Source organism: Bacillus sp. DB-2 (genome assembly GCF_003315125.1).
In the GTDB taxonomy this organism is placed as follows: domain Bacteria; phylum Bacillota; class Bacilli; order Bacillales; family Bacillaceae_G; genus Bacillus_A; species Bacillus_A mycoides.
Genome location: NZ_QNRN01000020.1, coordinates 14,304 through 32,385, shown reverse-complemented (window position 1 = coordinate 32,385; position 18,082 = coordinate 14,304). Strand labels below are relative to the sequence as shown.

General features: G+C 35.9%; 23 protein-coding genes and 1 pseudogene. 15 read left to right on the top strand and 9 right to left on the bottom strand.

Translation table 11 applies throughout. From position 1 onward, the window contains the following. Window positions 1-275: 275 nt before the first annotated feature. Window positions 276-512, bottom strand: a complete 237-nt coding sequence (locus DET63_RS26865) for a NifU family protein (protein ID WP_000431159.1) — start codon at window positions 510-512, stop codon at window positions 276-278. Between the two features lie 206 nt (window positions 513-718). On the opposite strand from DET63_RS26865, the gene DET63_RS26860 reads away from it, so the two are divergent. The 5 genes from DET63_RS26860 to DET63_RS26840 all read left to right on the top strand — a co-directional run bounded on the left by DET63_RS26860 (window position 719) and on the right by DET63_RS26840 (window position 4,245). Further along, entirely contained in the window at window positions 719-1,027 is a 309-nt protein-coding gene (locus DET63_RS26860; protein WP_113938372.1) for a YuzD family protein, read from the top strand. A gap of 52 nt (window positions 1,028-1,079) precedes the next feature. Further along, window positions 1,080-1,874, top strand: a complete 795-nt coding sequence (locus tag DET63_RS26855; RefSeq protein WP_113938371.1) for a nucleotidyltransferase domain-containing protein — start codon at window positions 1,080-1,082, stop codon at window positions 1,872-1,874. A 96-nt stretch (window positions 1,875-1,970) separates the two neighbouring features. After that, window positions 1,971-2,648 carry a CPBP family intramembrane glutamic endopeptidase gene (locus tag DET63_RS26850; protein ID WP_002139312.1) on the top strand — a complete coding sequence of 226 codons (678 nt, stop codon included), beginning with the start codon at window positions 1,971-1,973 and terminating at the stop codon, window positions 2,646-2,648. A gap of 113 nt (window positions 2,649-2,761) precedes the next feature. Next, the gene (locus tag DET63_RS26845; protein ID WP_113938370.1) at window positions 2,762-3,430 is read left to right on the top strand and encodes a hypothetical protein; all 669 of its coding nucleotides are present in this window, start codon (window positions 2,762-2,764) and stop codon (window positions 3,428-3,430) included. Between the two features lie 11 nt (window positions 3,431-3,441). Next, entirely contained in the window at window positions 3,442-4,245 is an 804-nt protein-coding gene (locus DET63_RS26840; protein WP_113938369.1) for a leucine-rich repeat domain-containing protein, read from the top strand. Window positions 4,246-4,247: 2 nt separating this feature from the next. Here DET63_RS26840 and DET63_RS26835 read toward each other — a convergent pair. After that, window positions 4,248-4,523 (bottom strand): annotated as a pseudogene (locus tag DET63_RS26835) (DUF4304 domain-containing protein); the annotation flags it as partial. A 487-nt stretch (window positions 4,524-5,010) separates the two neighbouring features. Between DET63_RS26835 and DET63_RS26830 the strand changes: the two are divergent. Then, window positions 5,011-5,781, top strand: coding sequence for a DUF2628 domain-containing protein (locus tag DET63_RS26830; protein WP_113938399.1), 771 nt, complete (start codon window positions 5,011-5,013; stop codon window positions 5,779-5,781). Window positions 5,782-6,062: 281 nt separating this feature from the next. Continuing rightward, on the top strand, window positions 6,063-6,404 hold the full coding sequence (gene phnA / locus DET63_RS26825) for an alkylphosphonate utilization operon protein PhnA (protein ID WP_002089332.1): 342 nt from the start codon (window positions 6,063-6,065) through the stop codon (window positions 6,402-6,404). 50 nt (window positions 6,405-6,454) lie between these two features. Here the strand turns inward: phnA and DET63_RS26820 are convergent, their stop codons facing one another. From DET63_RS26820 to DET63_RS26810, 3 genes are all read right to left on the bottom strand, one after another. Next, window positions 6,455-7,249, bottom strand: coding sequence for an ABC transporter permease (locus tag DET63_RS26820; protein WP_002191065.1), 795 nt, complete (start codon window positions 7,247-7,249; stop codon window positions 6,455-6,457). After that, window positions 7,233-7,892 carry an ABC transporter ATP-binding protein gene (locus DET63_RS26815; protein WP_002034567.1) on the bottom strand — a complete coding sequence of 220 codons (660 nt, stop codon included), beginning with the start codon at window positions 7,890-7,892 and terminating at the stop codon, window positions 7,233-7,235. Before DET63_RS26815 ends, DET63_RS26820 begins: the two co-directional genes overlap by 17 nt. A gap of 263 nt (window positions 7,893-8,155) precedes the next feature. Next, entirely contained in the window at window positions 8,156-9,226 is a 1,071-nt protein-coding gene (locus DET63_RS26810) for an NAD(P)/FAD-dependent oxidoreductase (RefSeq protein ID WP_113938367.1), read from the bottom strand. A gap of 428 nt (window positions 9,227-9,654) precedes the next feature. On the opposite strand from DET63_RS26810, the gene DET63_RS26805 reads away from it, so the two are divergent. The 7 genes from DET63_RS26805 to DET63_RS26775 all read left to right on the top strand — a co-directional run bounded on the left by DET63_RS26805 (window position 9,655) and on the right by DET63_RS26775 (window position 13,526). Beyond that, a complete protein-coding gene (locus DET63_RS26805; RefSeq protein ID WP_002015892.1) occupies window positions 9,655-9,894 on the top strand; it encodes a YuzB family protein in 240 nt (79 codons plus the stop codon). 328 nt (window positions 9,895-10,222) lie between these two features. Beyond that, window positions 10,223-11,089, top strand: coding sequence for a diaminopimelate epimerase (dapF, locus tag DET63_RS26800; protein ID WP_002015893.1), 867 nt, complete (start codon window positions 10,223-10,225; stop codon window positions 11,087-11,089). Between the two features lie 41 nt (window positions 11,090-11,130). After that, window positions 11,131-11,484: a HesB/IscA family protein gene (locus DET63_RS26795; RefSeq protein WP_002034566.1), complete on the top strand. Its 354-nt coding sequence runs from the start codon at window positions 11,131-11,133 to the stop codon at window positions 11,482-11,484. A gap of 268 nt (window positions 11,485-11,752) precedes the next feature. After that, the gene (locus DET63_RS26790) at window positions 11,753-12,511 is read left to right on the top strand and encodes a hypothetical protein (protein WP_113938366.1); all 759 of its coding nucleotides are present in this window, start codon (window positions 11,753-11,755) and stop codon (window positions 12,509-12,511) included. A gap of 87 nt (window positions 12,512-12,598) precedes the next feature. Beyond that, window positions 12,599-12,790 carry a hypothetical protein gene (locus DET63_RS26785; protein ID WP_016093487.1) on the top strand — a complete coding sequence of 64 codons (192 nt, stop codon included), beginning with the start codon at window positions 12,599-12,601 and terminating at the stop codon, window positions 12,788-12,790. A 32-nt stretch (window positions 12,791-12,822) separates the two neighbouring features. After that, on the top strand, window positions 12,823-13,002 hold the full coding sequence (locus DET63_RS30860) for a hypothetical protein (protein WP_113938365.1): 180 nt from the start codon (window positions 12,823-12,825) through the stop codon (window positions 13,000-13,002). 170 nt (window positions 13,003-13,172) lie between these two features. After that, window positions 13,173-13,526, top strand: coding sequence for a YxeA family protein (locus DET63_RS26775; protein WP_113938364.1), 354 nt, complete (start codon window positions 13,173-13,175; stop codon window positions 13,524-13,526). A gap of 30 nt (window positions 13,527-13,556) precedes the next feature. On the opposite strand, the gene DET63_RS26770 is transcribed toward DET63_RS26775, so the two are convergent. Then, on the bottom strand, window positions 13,557-14,018 hold the full coding sequence (locus DET63_RS26770; protein ID WP_002139334.1) for a 2-thiouracil desulfurase family protein: 462 nt from the start codon (window positions 14,016-14,018) through the stop codon (window positions 13,557-13,559). A gap of 80 nt (window positions 14,019-14,098) precedes the next feature. On the opposite strand from DET63_RS26770, the gene DET63_RS26765 reads away from it, so the two are divergent. After that, entirely contained in the window at window positions 14,099-14,980 is an 882-nt protein-coding gene (locus DET63_RS26765) for a helix-turn-helix domain-containing protein (protein ID WP_113938363.1), read from the top strand. A gap of 17 nt (window positions 14,981-14,997) precedes the next feature. Here DET63_RS26765 and DET63_RS26760 read toward each other — a convergent pair whose 3' ends face one another. The 3 genes from DET63_RS26760 to DET63_RS26750 all read right to left on the bottom strand — a co-directional run bounded on the left by DET63_RS26760 (window position 14,998) and on the right by DET63_RS26750 (window position 18,052). Continuing rightward, window positions 14,998-16,245, bottom strand: a complete 1,248-nt coding sequence (locus tag DET63_RS26760; RefSeq protein ID WP_098168722.1) for an MFS transporter — start codon at window positions 16,243-16,245, stop codon at window positions 14,998-15,000. 175 nt (window positions 16,246-16,420) lie between these two features. Beyond that, window positions 16,421-16,897, bottom strand: coding sequence for a GyrI-like domain-containing protein (locus DET63_RS26755; RefSeq protein WP_113938362.1), 477 nt, complete (start codon window positions 16,895-16,897; stop codon window positions 16,421-16,423). 165 nt (window positions 16,898-17,062) lie between these two features. Then, on the bottom strand, window positions 17,063-18,052 hold the full coding sequence (locus tag DET63_RS26750) for an NAD(P)/FAD-dependent oxidoreductase (RefSeq protein WP_061690105.1): 990 nt from the start codon (window positions 18,050-18,052) through the stop codon (window positions 17,063-17,065). Between the last annotated feature and the right edge of the window lie 30 nt (window positions 18,053-18,082).

The following is an 18,082-nucleotide window of genomic DNA, read 5'->3' as shown; positions in this document are numbered from 1 at the left end:
CGATTCTATAGTATTAATTATCGCACTTTTTGAGAAGGATTTCCAATTTTGTTTTATGATGTTAAAGGGGAAGTGTTATTTGAATAAAAAAAGAGACCCATTTGGGTCTCTTTCTAGGAAGCGATTCTGAACGAGCCGCTTCCGCTTTTAGATAATGTCTAGCTCCAGCGGCTAGAACAGTGGGCCATTTCGCGCCTTCCTGTGAGGCAAAAAGCGCCTTCTATGCGAAAGAATCTTAGCCAGTCAGAGCTGAACGAGCCACCGCCGCTTTTAAATTAAAATACTTGTTCTACTTCAATAACGCCTGGTACTTCTTCAAGTAGTGCACGTTCGATACCAGCTTTTAGTGTGATTGTAGAACTTGGGCAGCTTCCGCATGCACCCATAAGGCGTAATTTTACGATACCTTCTTCAATGTCTACTAATTCAACGTCTCCGCCATCGCGAAGTAAGAATGGACGTAATTTATCTAATACCTCTAGTACTTGTTCTTGCATATGTGGGTTTTCCATTTTTATCGACTCCTTTCATCAGTTTTATTATAATCAAGATAGAGGGGAAAATCTATTTTTTCTCTTCTTGTTTTATTGTCAAAATATTATATCGTGTGTACAACGTGTTTTTTCAGTATAGGGGTATGGAATAAGTTTGTAAAATGATGTGCTTGTGTACTAAGGTATCTGAATATACTGTTAGAGCAAGAAGTGGGGGAGAAGAAATGCTTAATGTGCAAGTGTATGGGACGAAAGTGATTTGTGCGAGTTGCGTCGGAATGCCATCTTCAACAGAAACGTTTGAGTGGTTACAAGCGGCGATTGGTCGTAAATATGAAGGACAAGAAAATAAATTTAAGTTTGAGTATATTGATTTTCAAGAAGAACAAGAAGATGAAGATAAAAAAGTATTCGCAGAGCGAGTAGTGGAGGAAGATTTATTTTATCCAGTCGTTCTTGTAAATGGTGAAATCGTTGGAGAAGGAAATCCACGTTTGAAGGATGTTTATGAAGAAATCGAGAAATATTTATAAAGCATGAAGCCTTTGCGAATTTGCGAAGGCTTTTTTTATTGGAGGGATAGATGTGGAGAATGGAATAAAACATGCTTTACCAGAAGAAGTAAAGCAATTAATGGAGCAGTACATAGTAGAATTAAAAGGAATTTTTTCGGATGAAAAAATAGTCGGGGTATATATTTACGGATCAATCGCGTTAGGAGCATTTCATATAGAAACGAGCGATGTTGATTTTGTTACGGTAATAAGTGATTCCGTGAATGGAGCTGAAAAACAACAAATTATAGAACTGCATAAAAAAATTAGTAAAAGTACGTTAGGTAAAAGAATGGATGGTATGTATATTCCGCTTGCTGATTTAGGGAAATACAATCATGAAATGAATGAGTACGTGTATTGTGCAGAGGGGAAAGCGGAGAGTGGTTATTGGGACATTAATGCGGTCACATGGTGGACATTGAAAAATCAAGGCATTACAATTATCGGGAAAGAAGCGGAAGACCTTCCCTTTCAAATAAAATGGGACGATGTAGTAAATACAATGAAATATAACGTAGAACATTACTGGAGTGAAAAAGCGAAGCGTCCCTATTTATTTTTCATAGAAGAATGGGTAGAATCAGCTGTCGTTACGATGGGACGTATTTTATATACGTTAGATCATAAAACAATTGTTTCAAAAGATAGAGGATTGCAATACTTATTAGAACGTTCAGCGAAAGAATGGGAGCCTTTATTAAAAGAGGTAGAGCGAATGCGAAATAATCCAAAGGGAAAGCGCAAGCTCTCTATTTGGAGGAGGGCTGATATGACGAAGCGGTATTTGCTGCATCTAATTGAAACATGTAGAGAGAAATGGTAGGGAAAAACAGACGATACAGTAAATTGTATCGTCTGTTTTTGTGTTAAAATTGGTATATAATGGTTTAAAAGGTTTAATTATACTGGAGGGGATAGGATGAACACAGAATTAGCTACATATGAAGAAAAGAATATACAAATGAGTATGCTCGAAGTAATTAGCATTATAATAATTACTTTTGGGGTAATGCATGGAATGGGTTTTTTGAACTTTTTATATGACTCCTCATTATATCCATGGTATGTAGACCATCTTATTCCACCCTTCACGTTTTGTGCGATTATTGTAATGTATGCACCAGTAAGAAATTATTGTTTACAGTTAGTAAAATCACTACAGTTCAATAATTTTAAACATTATGTAACGATAGTAATGACGATGATCATACTGCTTATATATCTTGCGGTATTAAATTTAGTTTTACCACATGGGCTTAGTGTGGATGAGTCAAATATAGTAATAGAGCCTACTATAAGTGAAATCATTTTATACGTAGTTGTACTCACCATTTTTGCACCGATTTGGGAAGAACTTTTATTTCGGGGGATATTTTTCACGAAATTATCTCAGCGCTTCTCTACACTTACTAGTATTGTTATAAGTGCTTTTATATTTACTTTAGGTCATCCACTTACTTTAGGTAGCATGTTATATATTTTTGGTATAGGTGTATGTTTAGCCTACACATATAAGAAAACAAATAATTTACTCGTTCCAATTGGAATTCATGTGTTAAACAATTCATTTTATTTACTATTGAATTTTCAACTATAAAAAGACGCCTTTTTGAAAAGGGCGTCTTTCCTATTTTGTAGTAGGTAGAAAAGGCTTTACAAGTATTATGTAGAGGAAAGATAATAGAAAAAATATGTGTATGGGGGAAGATGATGAGTAAATATAAATTACATATAGACAAAGAACAACTATGGAAAGGATGTATTTTAAAATCGATTGCAGATGCAATTTTTGTAGCACATGCTCCTGATTTCTCACATGAAAGTTCGTGGGATGGTTTTAACTATAGTGTGCAAGATAGTCAAGGCGGAAGAGGTACAATTACCTTTCATCCGAAGTACACAATCGTATGTCTTCAAGATGTGAATAGTGAGAGAATTGACGAGTGGATTGATGCGGCAACTTATTTTGAAGAGGCACCTTCGGAAGTGATAGAAATTGCTAAAGAAGAAGCACTTCAATACGTATTAGAAGAAGTAGAAGGCGAAACAGTTCCTTTCATTACGACAGCATTTTGGATTGAGGATAGCGGTACATATTCAATTGATTCATTTGAAGAGATGGAAGAACACGGTGGATTCTTATTAGAAATCCCATTACTTGATACGGAATCAGCAATTGAAAGATTGGAAGAAGAGTATGAACTGACAGAGGAACAAATCGATCTTTTACAATTAGTGTATGAGAAAAAAATCAAAAATCCAAACGAGAAAATCATGTTGTCTAAAGAAGAAGTAGCGATGATTGGAACGGATGATGGCGAAGGGTTGGAAGTAAGTAAGGAGTCATTTGAAGAAATGAATATTACTTGGGCGTTGTAGGAGGGGATAAAATGTTTCCAATTGGTGAGCAACCGAAGATTACGAAAGATTTAGCAAGTATAGCTGGTAATTTAGAAGAACTAGCGATTGATGGGAAAACGAAAAATATAGAACAATTAGCATCTTTACAAGTTAAGAAGTTATGGGTTTTCGCAGTAAATCAAAAGCAATTTGAGCATATTCTTACGTACGCTCGTCCAAATATATTGTACGTTTACGAAATGAGGGTCGAGGATTTAAGTAGCCTTCAAAAATTATCTGATTTACAACAGTTGTATATGTGCTGGAATACAAAAGCGAAGACGTTATGGGATATTGCGTATAATAAAAAACTCAAATCCTTACTAATTAATGATTTTTCTAAGCTAGAAGATTTAACTGCTTTAAGTAAGTGTCCGCAACTCAATACCTTTTACATGGGTGGTGGGATAAATACAACGATGAAAGTACAAACTTTACAACCACTCGCTGCATTACAACATTTGAAAAAGCTTACCCTTATGAACTTAAAGGTTAAAGATGATTCGTTAGAACCTTTAATACAATTAAAAAATTTGCGAGAGTTAAGTTTATCTAATCAATTTAAAGTGGAAGAGTATGCAAAATTATCTGTAGCATTGCCATATACGGAATGTAAGTTTTTTAAACCTTACGTATATATGAACGATGCAATAGAAGGGAAAAATATAATGGTGATTGGGAAAAGAAGACCATTCCTTAATTCGAAAACGGATGCGGTGAAGATGCAAAAGTATGAAGAACAATTTAAAAAGTTACAAGAGGAATATAAAGCACTAGTAGAAAGCACAATGTGAAGTTATATTGCGTTTTCTACTAGTTTTTTCATATACATATCAACTTCATGAAAGAATACTGTTTCTCTTTCTTCGTTATTAAGATACACAGCACAATGCAAGTATTGCTGTAAGTAGCGATTAGCTTGTTCGTACTGTTTTAAGTTGTAGAAAGAGAAACAGGTAAGAAGTAAAAATGCTTTTTCTTGTAATATTGGAACGACAGCTAGTACAGGAGTCATGGAATGGATAGTTTCATGTGAAACATTATGCAATAGACTATTCTTTTTGATGTTTATCCCGCATTAACGGGCAGTAAGACTCTCACTTCAAAATCTGGCGAAACGAAAGGTATAATTAAACTGCCTAAAAATGTAGTTGAAGTGGATTTTATTGTATCAATTGAGGAAGTTAATGATAGATTATTCATTAGTTGTGTAAGTGGAAATATGTTTGAAATAGTAGAAAGCTAATTTGTGAAGTCTCTTAAGTCGAGATTTTAGGCTAGGTCATATTACAATAGTAGTTTAATAGGAGAAGGGTGTGTCAAAATGATTTTGATACATCCTTTTTTGTGAATATACAAGATGTTTAACATAGTGTATTAAATGTCTTATATATGAGTATTCTAATATATTTAATAGTAAAATGGAATATAGAATGGATAATTGTCGGAATGTATTCGATTTTTGTTCATTTTTATGAAATATAACTATTTTTTGTTAGATTCCTTCTTTTTATAGATATACAATAAAGTTATATAGAAATAAGAGAAGGATGATGTACGTGAAGGACACTGTTTTACAGGAAGCGATAGCTCCTAAAGAGTTACATAAAGTTGTGAGAAATAATACTGCATATTACGACTTTAAGTGGGGGAAAGCAAAAGATCCCGAGAAGGGAAATAGTTGGAACTGGATAGCCTTTTTCTTCCCATTATTCTGGTTAGCTTATCGCAAAATGTATAAATTATTTATTATTATTGCATTAGTAGGAGTTCCTACTTTAATTACCTCTGTTTTTATAGATATCCCGATGTGGATCGATTTTATTGTTTATTTCGGAACTATGCTATTTACTGGATGGCAAGGGAATCGTTTATATTACAAGCATACAGTTCGCGTTTTACATAAGGCAAAAGAGTTATCTGATGCACAACACAATTATTACTTCCAAACAAAGGGTGGCACTCATGTTGGGAGTATGCTTGGATTAAATGCGTTATTATTTGTAGTATTTGGTGCAGCTGGTTACGGGTTATCGTATTTACCGACGGAACCGAATATAAAAGATGTAATTCGTTTAAGTGATGAAGGGATTACATTGGAAGTTTTTACTGATGATCCAAAATGGACGTATGTAAAAAAAGAAGGACGTTTTGATATAGTAGAATTTACTGGTTATGATTATGAGAAAAAAAGGGATGTAAAGGTTAAGTTCGCTGTGTATTTAGATAAACAGAGATTTGAATGGAAAGAAATTTATTTAAACGATAAAAAGTTAAATGAAGAAGCAGAAGAGTATCAATTTTATATTGAAGAAAATGCCTGGTATTAATATAAATAGATAATGATGTATCGCAAAAAGAAGAGTCTAATGAAGATTCTTCTTTTTATTTATGAGAAAGGATATGTAACAAGAAGAGAAAACTATTAGTAAACAAACACCATACTAATTGAAATTTTGTAAAATACAATAAAAAATGAGAATTCCAGGTAGGCTTGTCAATAACGTAAGACTATGGCACTATAAAGAAATGCTGTACAAATTTTATTTATCGAGATGTAAACATCAATTTTGATTTTTACGTATAAATAATGAACGGAGGAAATGAATTTATGGCTACTTTACCAAATTGTCCAAAATGTAATTCAGAATATACGTATGAGGATGGCGCTCTTTTCGTATGTCCAGAATGTGCCCATGAGTGGGGTCAAGAAGCGGAAGCTGAAAGTAATGATGGTGCAAAAGTTGTAAAAGATGCGAACGGAAACGTTCTTCAAGATGGCGATGCTGTTACTGTAATTAAAGATTTAAAAGTAAAAGGAACTTCTTCAGTTGTAAAGATTGGTACGAAAGTAAAGAGTATCCGTCTAGTTGAGGGAGATCACGATATTGATTGTAAAATCGATGGTTTCGGAGCTATGAAGTTAAAATCACAGTTCGTTAAGAAAGCTTAAGATTAGCAAAGAAAAAAGACGCTCTGTAAGTAACTTGCAGAGCGTCTTTTTTATGATTGTACTTCAACTTCTTTCAACTGGCACCGCTTATTAAAGAACGTTTTATACCCAAGCTGTAAGAAGATAATAACAGAGAAAGCTGTACTTCCAGAAATGCCAAGTATAATCGCAATTTGATATTGGATAGCTGTAAATGGTGATACACCGGATAAAATTTGTCCTGTCATCATGCCTGGAAGACTTATAATTCCCATTCCGACCATGGAATTAATTGTTGGTAAAATAGCAGAATCGAAAGCGTCCCGTATGAGCGGAGCAGCTGCTTGTTTTGGAGTTGCGCCAAGCATAAGTGCACCTTCAATATGGTCTCTTTGTGATTTCATACTGTTTAAAAAGGTGTTTGCCCCGAGGCAAATACCTGTCATAGCGTTACCGATTAGCATGCCGGCAATAGGAACGATATACTGCGGAGCATACCAAGGATCGTGTCCGATAATGACAAAGATAAATAGTAGAAGAGGGCCAATTGATCCAGCGATCATGGAGAGGGCGGCTACTCGTTTTAATTCTTTTGACATAGGAAGGTTTATTCGTTTATAAATGTTGAAAATCGCAAATGTAGTAATAGAAGTAATGAGAGCTATTGTATAAAACGGATTACTATTTTCAAATATGTATGTAAGAACATATGCGACTAGTACGAGCTGAATTGTCATGCGTAATGTAGCAATTGTAATTTGTTTCTCACGCGGTATTCCTTTTAATTTCACAAGCCCGATTAAAATAAGGATGAAAATATATGCAGCTGCAAGTTGCCAAATTTGTAGTTCAATAACGCCCTTCAATTGATAGCACTTCCTTTCTAGTTGCACCGTTTGTTTTACTAATTTCAATAATATCGTCTGCGATTTCTTCTGGAAGTTGTTGCGAGTGCGTGATGAAGATAACTGTTTTTTTCTTTTCTCTTGCCAGTAGAGTGAATTGTTTCATAACGCGGCGTTCTGTGTCACCATCTAGTGCCGAAGTTGGTTCATCTAATAAATAGACGGGCGGATCCATTAGTATAATACGAGCGAAAGCAAGTCTTTGTTTTTCGCCGCCTGATAAAGAAGAGGCGTTATCTTCTAATTTTTTATCTAGGCTAACAGTCGTTAATGCGCCTTGCAGGGCGTCGTCATTTGGAAATGGCTTTTCAGAAAATCTAAGTCCCATTAATAAATTATCTTTAATTGTTCCATCAAAAATAGGCGGAGTTTGTCCGAGCATGACAACTTCACGGCGTAATTGAATGGGAGGATAATCTAAAATAGATTTTCCGTTATACTCAATTGTGCCAGATGTTGGTGATTGTAAATCGTTTAACATGCGAAGTAATGTGCTTTTACCACTACCACTTTCACCGATAATACACGTTGTTTTTTCTTTTTGAATCTGTAAATAAGGAATGTGTAGAATATCTTTATATGTGATGTCTTTTAATATAAACATAAATTGCTCCTTTCTGATTCTAGTTATATCGTATCAAAAAGAGAGAAAAATAGAAAAATAAAGTCTCTTTAGAAGGAACATCTTTTTTCTTTGTTTTAAAACTTTGCGCGTGGCAGGAAAAGTCACTGACCGATCCTATACATAGCCAGTCCCTCTCGACCATTTAAAAAAATGCTTTTTTGTCGGTTTTTCATAGAGTGACTGAGTAGTTACAAAAAATGAATAGAAAAAGGCTGTCTACTATGTAGGCAGCCTTTAAAGTATTAACCGTTATGATATTTGTACATCCAAAGAAGACCGGATTTTAATAATCTCGGTACACGTCCCATTAATGGTTGGTTTGCTAGTAAACCAAATCCGTGTTTTTTGCCGAGAGAACCGAGAACACCTTTTAATTTAATAACAGGCAGTTCATCAGGAAGGGGTTCATTATTCCAACGTTTTAATAATATTTGGACAATTTGTTCCCCTTGACCTTCAGCAAGTTGAGCAGATGGTGCGTGTGGAAGTGCTGCACAATCTCCTACGACATAAACGTGCTCGTTATTTGGAATATTGTGATATTTCGTTAAAACAACCCGTCCGCTACCATCTTGTTCTACTGGAAGGTTTCGAACAACTTCATTTGCTTGAATACCAGCTGTCCAGACGATTGCATCACATTCAAGTGGTTCATCATGGTTGTATACAATGTTTGGTTCCACTTTTGTAATGTTAGAGTTTCGTATAATGGTAACTTTATGTTTTACAAACCATTCTTCTACGTATCTACTTAATTTCTCTGGATATGGGAATAAAATTCTATCTTTTCGATCAAATAAATAGATTTTTAAATCTGAACGGCTTTCGCGAAGTTCACTTGCCACTTCAACGCCGCTTAAACCAGCCCCAACGACAGCTACTGTTGCATTTGGTTCTAAGCTATTTAATTGTTCATATGTCTTACGTGTTTGTTCAATTGATTGTAGGCTATGTGTATATTCCTTTGCCCCAGGAACGTTATGATATTTATCTTCACAGCCAAGCCCGATAATTAAATCATCATATTGAATCGTTTCACCGCCATCGAGATGAACGGCTTTCGTTTCGAGGTCAATATTTGTTACTGTTCCGTATTGAATATTGAGACGTGGGTGCTCAGGAAACGGTATGCGAATATGCGTTTCTGAAATTGTACCCGCAACTAATGCATAATATTCAGTTTTAAAGCAATGATATGGTACTTTGTCGATTAATGTCACTTGTACATCATCTGGAAGTAGGTTGCTTGGAAGTAGCCGCTGCAGAATTCTCATTCCACCGTAGCCACCACCTAGTAGTACGAGGTGTTTCATGATGGATTACCCCTTTTCTGTTGAAATATCCCCTAATCATACAATTTTATATTAATAAAATATTTTGACTTTACACAATCAAATTATATCGAATTTGTGAACAAATAACAATGCATGAATGAATACTCTGTTGTACAATAAGAAGAAAAGTAAAGTAAGTGGTTTTCATTTTCTAGTTACTATTTACTATTTCATTATGAGTAGTATGTTATATAAAGAAGACCATCTATTATGAAGTGAAATAGTGAAGTAACTAAATAGTTTAGAATATATAACGAAAACAACAAGAAACAGCTTAGTTTTCTTCTTATAAATAAAGTGGAATGGTAACAAGTAGAGAGGGTTACTTATCCGTTTCGCAAATTAGGTATGCACATACCATATAAAGTAAATGGTAATTTGTTTAGAGATACAGGGGGGAGAGAGTTTTGATTAAACCATTAATCGAATTTTGTGTAGGTAACCTTGCAAGCGGTTCGCAAGCAGCTTTAGAAAAATTAGAAAAAGATCCTAATTTAGACGTAATGGAATATGGTTGTTTAGGATATTGTGGCATCTGTTTTGAAGGTCCATTTGCACTTGTAAATGGTGAAGTTGTACAAGGTGCAACAGTAGAAGAACTTGTAAATAATGTATATGATTATATGGATGAAAATCCAATGTTTTAAAGCGTTGCAAACAGGCAACGTTTTTCTTTTTTCATTTATCCCGCTATTTGCGGGCAGTAAGACTCCCACCTCAAAATTCAGCTGAAGCAAAGAAGTTAGGTTGAAGCCCTGTTGCCCGTCCCCCCACTGATTAAAGTTTCACTTTATTAGGAGTGTTTATTTCGAAAAAAAAAGCCCTTTTAGAAGGGCTTTTTTCTTACACGATTTGTGTAAGAACGGCCTATTGCCAAAACACTGTCAAATATGAGAAACGGGGGACATTCATATTGTGTTCTAAAAGCATGCATTTTATACTTGAAATAATAAATTATTTTTGGAGTGAATAAAAATGAGCCAATTTTCTTTTACAAAAATGCATGGTCTTGGAAATAGTTATATATATGTAAATATGTTTGAGGAACAAATTAGAGAAGAAGATTTAGCAATTGTAGCGGAAAAGGTTTCAAATATTAATACTGGTATTGGTGCAGATGGAATGATTTTAATTTGTCCTTCTGACGTGGCACCAGTAAAAATGCGCATGTTTAATAACGATGGCTCAGAAGGAAAGAGCTGTGGAAATGGTTTACGCTGCGTAGCGAAATATGCGTATGAGCATAAACTAGTAGAAGGTAAAGTTTTCACAATTGAAACGTTAGCGGGCATTGTTACGGCAGAAGTAACGGTAGAAGATGACAAAGTTACATTAGCGAAAATCGACATGGGGGCACCTCGTTTAACACGTGAAGAGATACCGATGCTTGGTGAAGGAGAAACACCATTTATTCGTGAAAACTTCTTATACAATAATCACCGTTATGCATTTACAGCTGTTTCAATGGGGAATCCACATGCGGTTATTTTTGTTGATGATGTAGAAAAAGCGCCTCTTACAACGTTAGGACCGGTTCTTGAGACGCATGAAATGTTCCCAGAGCGAGTGAATGTTGAATTCATCGAGATTTTGAATGATGAAGAGATGAATTTCCGCGTTTGGGAACGAGGATCTGGTGTAACACAAGCTTGTGGGACAGGAGCATGCGCAGCTGTCGTTGCGGCAATTTTAAATGGGAAAATGGAACACGGTAAAGAAATTACGGTTCACTTAGCAGGCGGCGACTTAATGATCGCATGGACAGAAGAAGGAAATGTATTAATGAAAGGACCTGCGGAAATAATTTGCCGCGGAGTGTATGAGTACAAGATAGAAGCGTAAAGATGTATAATAGAATGAGAACAGAAAGGATGGTGTATTTCATGATTGAAGTAACAGAACAAGCAGCTTTTCAAATTAAAGATATGTTAAAAGATGCTGAAGATGGAGAGAAGTACGTGCGCCTTGCTGTACATGGCGGCGGATGTAGTGGTCTTTCTTACGGCTTAGGATTTGAAGTAGAACCAAAAGAAGACGACACAGTTCTTGAGTTTTTCGGTGTTGAATTTGTTATCGATAAAGAAAGTGCTCCGATTGTAAAGGGAGTGAAAGTTGACTATAAGCAATCTATGCTTGGCGGCGGATTCACAATCGACAATCCAAACGCGATCGCATCATGTGGATGTGGATCATCTTTCCGTACAGCGTCGAATGCTGGTAAGCCAGAAGATTGCTAAGTTTTTTCATCCCTTTATTCTAAGTGGAAATTGAATGGGTAGGTTGCATATAAAGACCTTCTTAGCGATGAAACCAAATCGTTAGGAAGGTCTTTTCTTTTGCGCTAAAAAGAAAAAGAGCATGACAAAGATAACGAATATATGCAAGAAGAAGGCTAAAGAGGATGCATGAAGGTGCAGGCTATATCGAATTGTATAGAACTGACTCGTTCCATATTAATTAAAATACGCTGATTACTAGAAATTAAAAACTACCGGAGGAATTACAATGAAGTCATTTAAGAAAGTACTGGTATTAGGGATGACGTTGGTTACAGCATCAATATTTGGAGCTTGTTCTAACGATACTGACGTGTTAACAAAAGCGGGAGCAAAGCAACAGGTGAAATCGGAAGCGGAAGTACTAAAAGAACAGAAGGAAGCGCATATGACTACGAGCAAAGGTGACAGCATTAAATATGAGGACGCTACATCATCACAGAAGCGTTATATTTCTCGTGACGAAGCCGAAAAGATTGAGGAAGGCATGACATATACGGATATTCTTAATACGATTGACTACGGTGGTGAGAACATAAAACATTATAATAACAAGGAAAAACGCGTGTTTTATACTGAAAAGGATACGGATGGTACATATGAAATTATGGTTGAATTAAATACGTATGGCTACGTTGTGAATATTGAACGTACTGCTATAAGGGATGCGGATAAAGAGAATAAGGTATCTACGAAACGCAGTGAAGAGCCCGTAAAGGAATATGAAGAAAAAAATGACCGCGTACCGTGGTATAAAGATGTAAATAACGATTCGGCGGAAGTAGACTATAATCACTATTTGAAAATCAAAAAAGGTATGCCCGCAAATCAGGTGAAAGCTACGATTGGACAGCCACGTATGATTGAGAAATATAAATCGTATTCAGTATACGGCTATACTGGGTATGGCGGCGAAGGAACATTACGGGTAATCTTCGAACCGAATGGAACTGTTACGCAGGTAGTAGAAGATGGATTACAACGATAATAAATTAATTATGGGAACAATTGCAGTAAAGTTGTCGGTGGCTTTATAAAGTCTTGGAGAGAGAACCGTGAGTAATCGGAGAGGACAATGATGAACGAAGATAAGATAACGATAATTATGCTAGCGGTATTAACGATAGCGTTAGTATTTGTTGGGGTTTCGTCCAAATTCAATAGCCTCATTGTGGACGCTATCGCCGTACTATTTTTGTTGATAGCTACTGCAGTAGGCGCAGCGATTGTAACAGAACGTAGGTTACGCAAAAAAGGTGGGAAGTAGCAGTTGTTTGTACGAAGAGGAGGGGACGCAAGATTGATGATATTTTTGAATTCGTAGGAAGATATGTGATTAAACCGATAATTAGATTTGTAAGATACCTTGTAATAGATATCATAATAGAGTGCGTAATAGAAGGTGTGATAAGCGGTATAAGGAAATTACGTGATAAGATTCGTGACAAGTGGGAAAATTGGCGTGGAAGACGTTATTAGCGTTAATAGATTGTCATGACTAGGCTAGATGAGTGTCGGTAAAAAACACTGATTAAAGTTTTAATTTACTATCTTACAAAAGTGTAATGTTTATGTCATGTTTTTGAATTTCTTCTTTAAAGCTTAGGCTGTAAGATAACAATATAAGAAAAACATATGAGGTGAAGGAATTGAAAAGATATATTGCACTTTTTAGTATTTTAGTTGTATTTGCAAGCCTTTTAGTTGGCTGCGATTTAAACCGTATGGGTAAAGATGAGTATTACGTTCAAATTACAGTTGATGGAAAAGAGTACAATGGTAAATCTAATGATGGTGCGCCATATAAAGATTACCAATATAAACTAACTGGTTTTGATAAAGAAGGTAAAGAGAAAGAATTAGAATTCACAGCTCAAAAAAATCTTCGTAAAGAAGCTTTCTTGCGTGTATTCCACTCAGATAAAAAAGGTGTAACTGCTTGGGAAGAAGTGAAAAAGGACGAGCTTCCTGCGAAAGTGAAAGAAAAATTAGGTGTGAAATAAGACAGATGGAAAAGGAATTGACGAACAGGGTCAATTCCTTTTTTCGTTCTCAAAATCTTCTTCTGAAATGACTTTAAATCCATGTCTTTTAAATAAAGCCGTTGTTACCCCGTAACCAGTTTGCTTATTGCCGTTAAATTCCCCTGTGTAAATAGTGGAACTACCACAAGAAGGACTGCGTTCTTTTAAAATTATATATTCTGGGTTTAAATCTTTTATTTGTTCTAATGCTTTATAAGCACCACGCACGAAAGCCTCCGTGACATCTTGGCCTTCTTTCGTCATCACTTTTGCTTTTCCATCTAAAACGTCATCACCATTACCGCCGATAATTTCAGCCGAAGGACGAGGTGTCGGTAAACCGCCCAATACTTCGGGGCAAACGAGGATGGTGTCTTCCCTTTGTAATAACTCTTCTATTTTTGAAACGAGATTATCGTTACCGTCATAACGACAAGCAATGCCACCTAAACAAGCACTAATTACAATCATATTTTCATCTCCAGTAAAAAAATATTAAATATCACGCCAATTTCTCTTCCTGAATCTTACCTATAAATGAGGTGATAAAAATGGGAAGCTTATATAACTTAATGAAACCATATAGTGAATTTCGAAGTAAAGAGGAGTTTAATGCATATCAAAAACAAGTTTTTAAATGTTATCAGTTTCAACTAAATAAGACTGATTCTTTAGTTATTCATTTTTTAGGAAAATATGCGGTTAATGAGAAGAACGAAACAGTTGGTGTTGCTTGTCCGTTAATGGAGACAATTGCGACGAATATTGGAAAGAGTATTCGGACGGTACGTCGCTCGATTGCGAAGCTAGAGGAGCTTGGAATTATAAAGCGTGTTGCGACAAAAGAAAGATATAAGCGCGGGGGATATAGTGCAAACTTATATGTATTTCTTAAATCTGCAATTGACCGCATGGATGACCGTATGAAAATGTCCGCATGTGAAAGTGGTGATTGTGCAGATGGCTGTAGTGGAAATGAGCAAAAAAATGAGGGGGAAACAATTCTTTCTAAAAACATTCCACAAATAAAAGAGAAAAGAAAAGTAACGTACGAGCTTGATGAAACGTATTGTCGTCACGATATACCGAAGCCTTTTATATACGCGCTGGTGCCGATGACGAGTAACCCGAAGAAGATTAATATATTTTGGAGTAAGGTGGAACTTGCTTATAAAAAGAGCGGATTACTAGAACAAGGTGCTTTATTAGAGGGGATATTAGCTGATGAAGAAGCGTATGGAAATTTAATTTGGCGGGTGAAAAGTGTTGTGAGAGCGTATAAGTACGGAGAAATTCGTAAAGATGTTGGAGCATTATTGTATAGTACGATGCGAGATTTATTTTTAGAAATTGGATTAGAGTGGGGAGCGGCATTAAGAAGAAGTAAGGGAATACCGTTATTCGATCCATTTAAAAAAGAGTCATGCGTATAATACATGACTCCAAGTAGCTAATCGAACTTTCTTACAACTGGAACACGAATTGCTACAAATAGTACAAAGACGATAACAGCGATTGCACCGCTTTTCATAACCGTTACAATTGGAATGCCTATCCCAAGTGCAAGCGATGTAAATGCGTAAGAGAGCGGAATGAATCCCATCGATGAAAGCATGAGTAAGCTCATAACGCGTCCCATCATCTCTTCTTTTACTGTTGATTGAATCATTGCCATAAGTGGAACGATAGCCATCGCAATTGTAATACCGTAAAACATTCCAGCTAATAACGCTTGCCAAAGTACGGTGCTAAAATTGATGGCTAGGAAGAATACACCAGACAGTAGCATCATGATAATGCAAAATAGTCCACGTCTACGATTAATATTTTTTAATCCAACAATGACAGCTCCTATCGCCATCCCGCCGCCAACAGACGCTTCTAAGTAACTAAACTGAAGTGAATCACCGTGCAGAACGTTTTTGACGAAGAGCGGAAATCCTACTTGCATTGGGCCGATTAAAAATAAATTTAAAAAGGCGCTACATATGAGGAAAGTTGAAAGAAATGGTGATTCTTTTACATATAAAATTCCCTCTTTAATAGAAGTAAACATGCCTTTATCTGTTTCATTTTTTTCGGGTACTGTAAATTGTATTTTTTGAACGAGTATTGCAGCGATAATGAGTAGCAGGATTGTAATTGAAAAGATTGTTTCATAGTTCGTAAATTTAATGAGAATACCGCCAAGTACAGGGCCCAAGATGACCGATCCTTGGTTTGTCATTTGAGTAAGTGAATTTGCTTGTGTTAAACGGCTTTTTTCTACAAGTTCAGGCAGAATAGATCCATCTGCTGACCAGAAGAAAGCGTCAGCAAGCCCGAAGAACAAAGCGAACAAAGCAAATGTATATAGTGTTACATCACCGACGATGAACCAGGTGAGAATGGTTGCGACAAGAATAGCGCGAATAATATTAGAGTAAAACATAATATTTTTTTTCGGGAATTTATCAGCTAATGCTCCGCCGATAATCATAAAGATTAGCCTTGGAACACTAAGAGCCACGAAAACAATACCGAGTGAAGCCTCAAGGTTTAATGTTTTTGCTATGTACCATGTTTGTGAAAAAGTAAAAAAGGCTAAAGCAAAACTTGAAAAGAGAGTAGCTGCCCAAAGAAAAAGGAAGTTCGTATTTTTTAATAACGGTTTTCCGCTTCCTTCTAAAGCAGATTTATTTTGTTGTAGTTCCTCCATAGTGCTTCCTTTCTATGTACCGATTTTAGACTGAAAAACCTATTAACAATTGTTCTATACAGTTTCTAATATTTCTATACTGCACTTTCTCATTGTAGACAATAATAATGAATTTGCACAGTGGCTATTTAACGACAAAAAAGAAGATACCAAAGGGTATCTTCTTTTTTGTCATTCACGCTAAAGCAATATAAATATCCACTTGTACGTTATTTGGATCTACTGCATTTTCGTCATAAAGCTCAAAGTCTGTTGTAAAAGCACGCTTGTTTTCTTTCGACCATTGCCAAATATATTCCCAAGCTTCACAAACGACTTCAGACACAGGACCTTTTCTCGTTGTAAATACCGCATACGTAGCAGTAGGTATTGTTAAAGTTATCATATTTTCAGGAACGTCTTCTAATGAAGAAACAGGCATGCCAATAGTAAATTGATATGTACCAGTTTCATCTGATTCGTAGTTTGAGTAGAAAGCGAATGTTTCTTTTGTTTGTTGATTTGGAATTTGATGCATGATTTGTTCTTGGAAGTAGCGATTCCAAAGCATCGGAATCTTTCCTTCAGTTGATGCTTCTTTTTCGTTTGTAGTTGTAATAGAAACACCGATTGCTTGGAAAGCTTCTTTTTTTACGATAATAGGTTCTTTCATTAATAAAACCTCCCTTTATTAAATGAAACGTACGTTCTGTTTTATTGTAACATATTTTGGAAGGGAATAGTGTTTTTTATCAAATTGCGATGTATTTTAGTTAGGGAAAAGAGAGAGTATGAAAAGAACTCCTTTCATGTAAAAGGAGCTCTTTTCATTTCTATATTAAAACATACTTGAGCTATGCATTGGTTGAAGTTTTGCGTTTGGATCGAAGTAAGCTTTTGCATTGTTTACTGCTGTCGGTGCTTCACCAAAGCCGCAAGCAATGAGTTTTACTTTTCCTTCATATGTACAAATGTCACCAGCAGCGTAAATGCCAGGAATATTTGTTTCCATTTTTGAGTTCACGAGGATGCTGTTCTTTTGAATATCTAAGCCCCAATTTTTAATTGGACCAAGTGAAGAAACGAAGCCGTAGTTTACGATTACGTCATCAACATCGATGATAATTTTTTCTTCTGTTTTTACGTGCTGAAGAACAACTTGTTCAATAGTATCATCACCGATAAGTTCAACTGGAACGTAAGGTGTGCTTACTTCTGCACGGGAATTCATTAAGCTTTCTACGCTATGTTCATGTGCACGGAATTTATCGCGGCGATGAGCAATTGTAACTTTGTCCGCAATCGGTTCTAACATCATTGTCCAATCTACTGCTGAGTCACCACCGCCGAATACAACGACGCGTTTTCCAGCAAATTTATTCATATCATCAACGAAATAATGTAAGTTTTTCTTTTCGTATTTTGCTGTGCCTTCTAATTCTAAGCGGCGTGGTTGGAAAGCACCATTACCAGCAGTAATAATGACAGATTTAGAGTAGTGAGTTTGTTTATTTGTAACAAGCTTAAATATACCGTCAGCTTGTTTTTCAAGAGTATCAACAGCTTCTTCTAAGCAAACGGTTGGATCGAACTTTTTCATTTGTTCTTTTAAGTTATCAACTAACTCTTGTGCGCGCACTTTTGGGAATCCAGCTACATCATAAATATATTTTTCGGGATATAGTGCGGATAATTGCCCTCCAAGTTGAGGTAAGCTTTCAATAATTTTTACACTTGCTTGTCTCATTCCGCCATAAAATGCGGTGAATAGTCCTGTTGGGCCACCACCAATAATCGTTATGTCGTAAACTTTTTGATTTTCTGTCATTTTCATTCCCCCTATAGATGATGGAATTTT

What these genes read in the sequence shown, in the direction of transcription:
- phnA (WP_002089332.1), top strand. Translation starts at nt 6,063, where the DNA reads ATGGCTACTTTACCAAATTGTCCAAAATGTAATTCAGAATATACGTAT.
- DET63_RS26810 (WP_113938367.1), bottom strand. Translation starts at nt 9,226, where the DNA reads ATGAAACACCTCGTACTACTAGGTGGTGGCTACGGTGGAATGAGAATT.
- DET63_RS26750 (WP_061690105.1), bottom strand. Translation starts at nt 18,052, where the DNA reads ATGACAGAAAATCAAAAAGTTTACGACATAACGATTATTGGTGGTGGC.
- DET63_RS26770 (WP_002139334.1), bottom strand. Translation starts at nt 14,018, where the DNA reads ATGATTGTAATTAGTGCTTGTTTAGGTGGCATTGCTTGTCGTTATGAC.
- DET63_RS26755 (WP_113938362.1), bottom strand. Translation starts at nt 16,897, where the DNA reads ATGAAAGAACCTATTATCGTAAAAAAAGAAGCTTTCCAAGCAATCGGT.
- DET63_RS26785 (WP_016093487.1), top strand. Translation starts at nt 12,599, where the DNA reads ATGATGAACGAAGATAAGATAACGATAATTATGCTAGCGGTATTAACG.
- dapF (WP_002015893.1), top strand. Translation starts at nt 10,223, where the DNA reads ATGAGCCAATTTTCTTTTACAAAAATGCATGGTCTTGGAAATAGTTAT.
- DET63_RS26815 (WP_002034567.1), bottom strand. Translation starts at nt 7,892, where the DNA reads ATGTTTATATTAAAAGACATCACATATAAAGATATTCTACACATTCCT.
- DET63_RS26840 (WP_113938369.1), top strand. Translation starts at nt 3,442, where the DNA reads ATGTTTCCAATTGGTGAGCAACCGAAGATTACGAAAGATTTAGCAAGT.
- DET63_RS26865 (WP_000431159.1), bottom strand. Translation starts at nt 512, where the DNA reads ATGGAAAACCCACATATGCAAGAACAAGTACTAGAGGTATTAGATAAA.
- DET63_RS26795 (WP_002034566.1), top strand. Translation starts at nt 11,131, where the DNA reads ATGATTGAAGTAACAGAACAAGCAGCTTTTCAAATTAAAGATATGTTA.
- DET63_RS26850 (WP_002139312.1), top strand. Translation starts at nt 1,971, where the DNA reads ATGAACACAGAATTAGCTACATATGAAGAAAAGAATATACAAATGAGT.
- DET63_RS26790 (WP_113938366.1), top strand. Translation starts at nt 11,753, where the DNA reads ATGAAGTCATTTAAGAAAGTACTGGTATTAGGGATGACGTTGGTTACA.
- DET63_RS26760 (WP_098168722.1), bottom strand. Translation starts at nt 16,245, where the DNA reads ATGGAGGAACTACAACAAAATAAATCTGCTTTAGAAGGAAGCGGAAAA.
- DET63_RS26765 (WP_113938363.1), top strand. Translation starts at nt 14,099, where the DNA reads ATGGGAAGCTTATATAACTTAATGAAACCATATAGTGAATTTCGAAGT.
- DET63_RS26860 (WP_113938372.1), top strand. Translation starts at nt 719, where the DNA reads ATGCTTAATGTGCAAGTGTATGGGACGAAAGTGATTTGTGCGAGTTGC.
- DET63_RS26845 (WP_113938370.1), top strand. Translation starts at nt 2,762, where the DNA reads ATGAGTAAATATAAATTACATATAGACAAAGAACAACTATGGAAAGGA.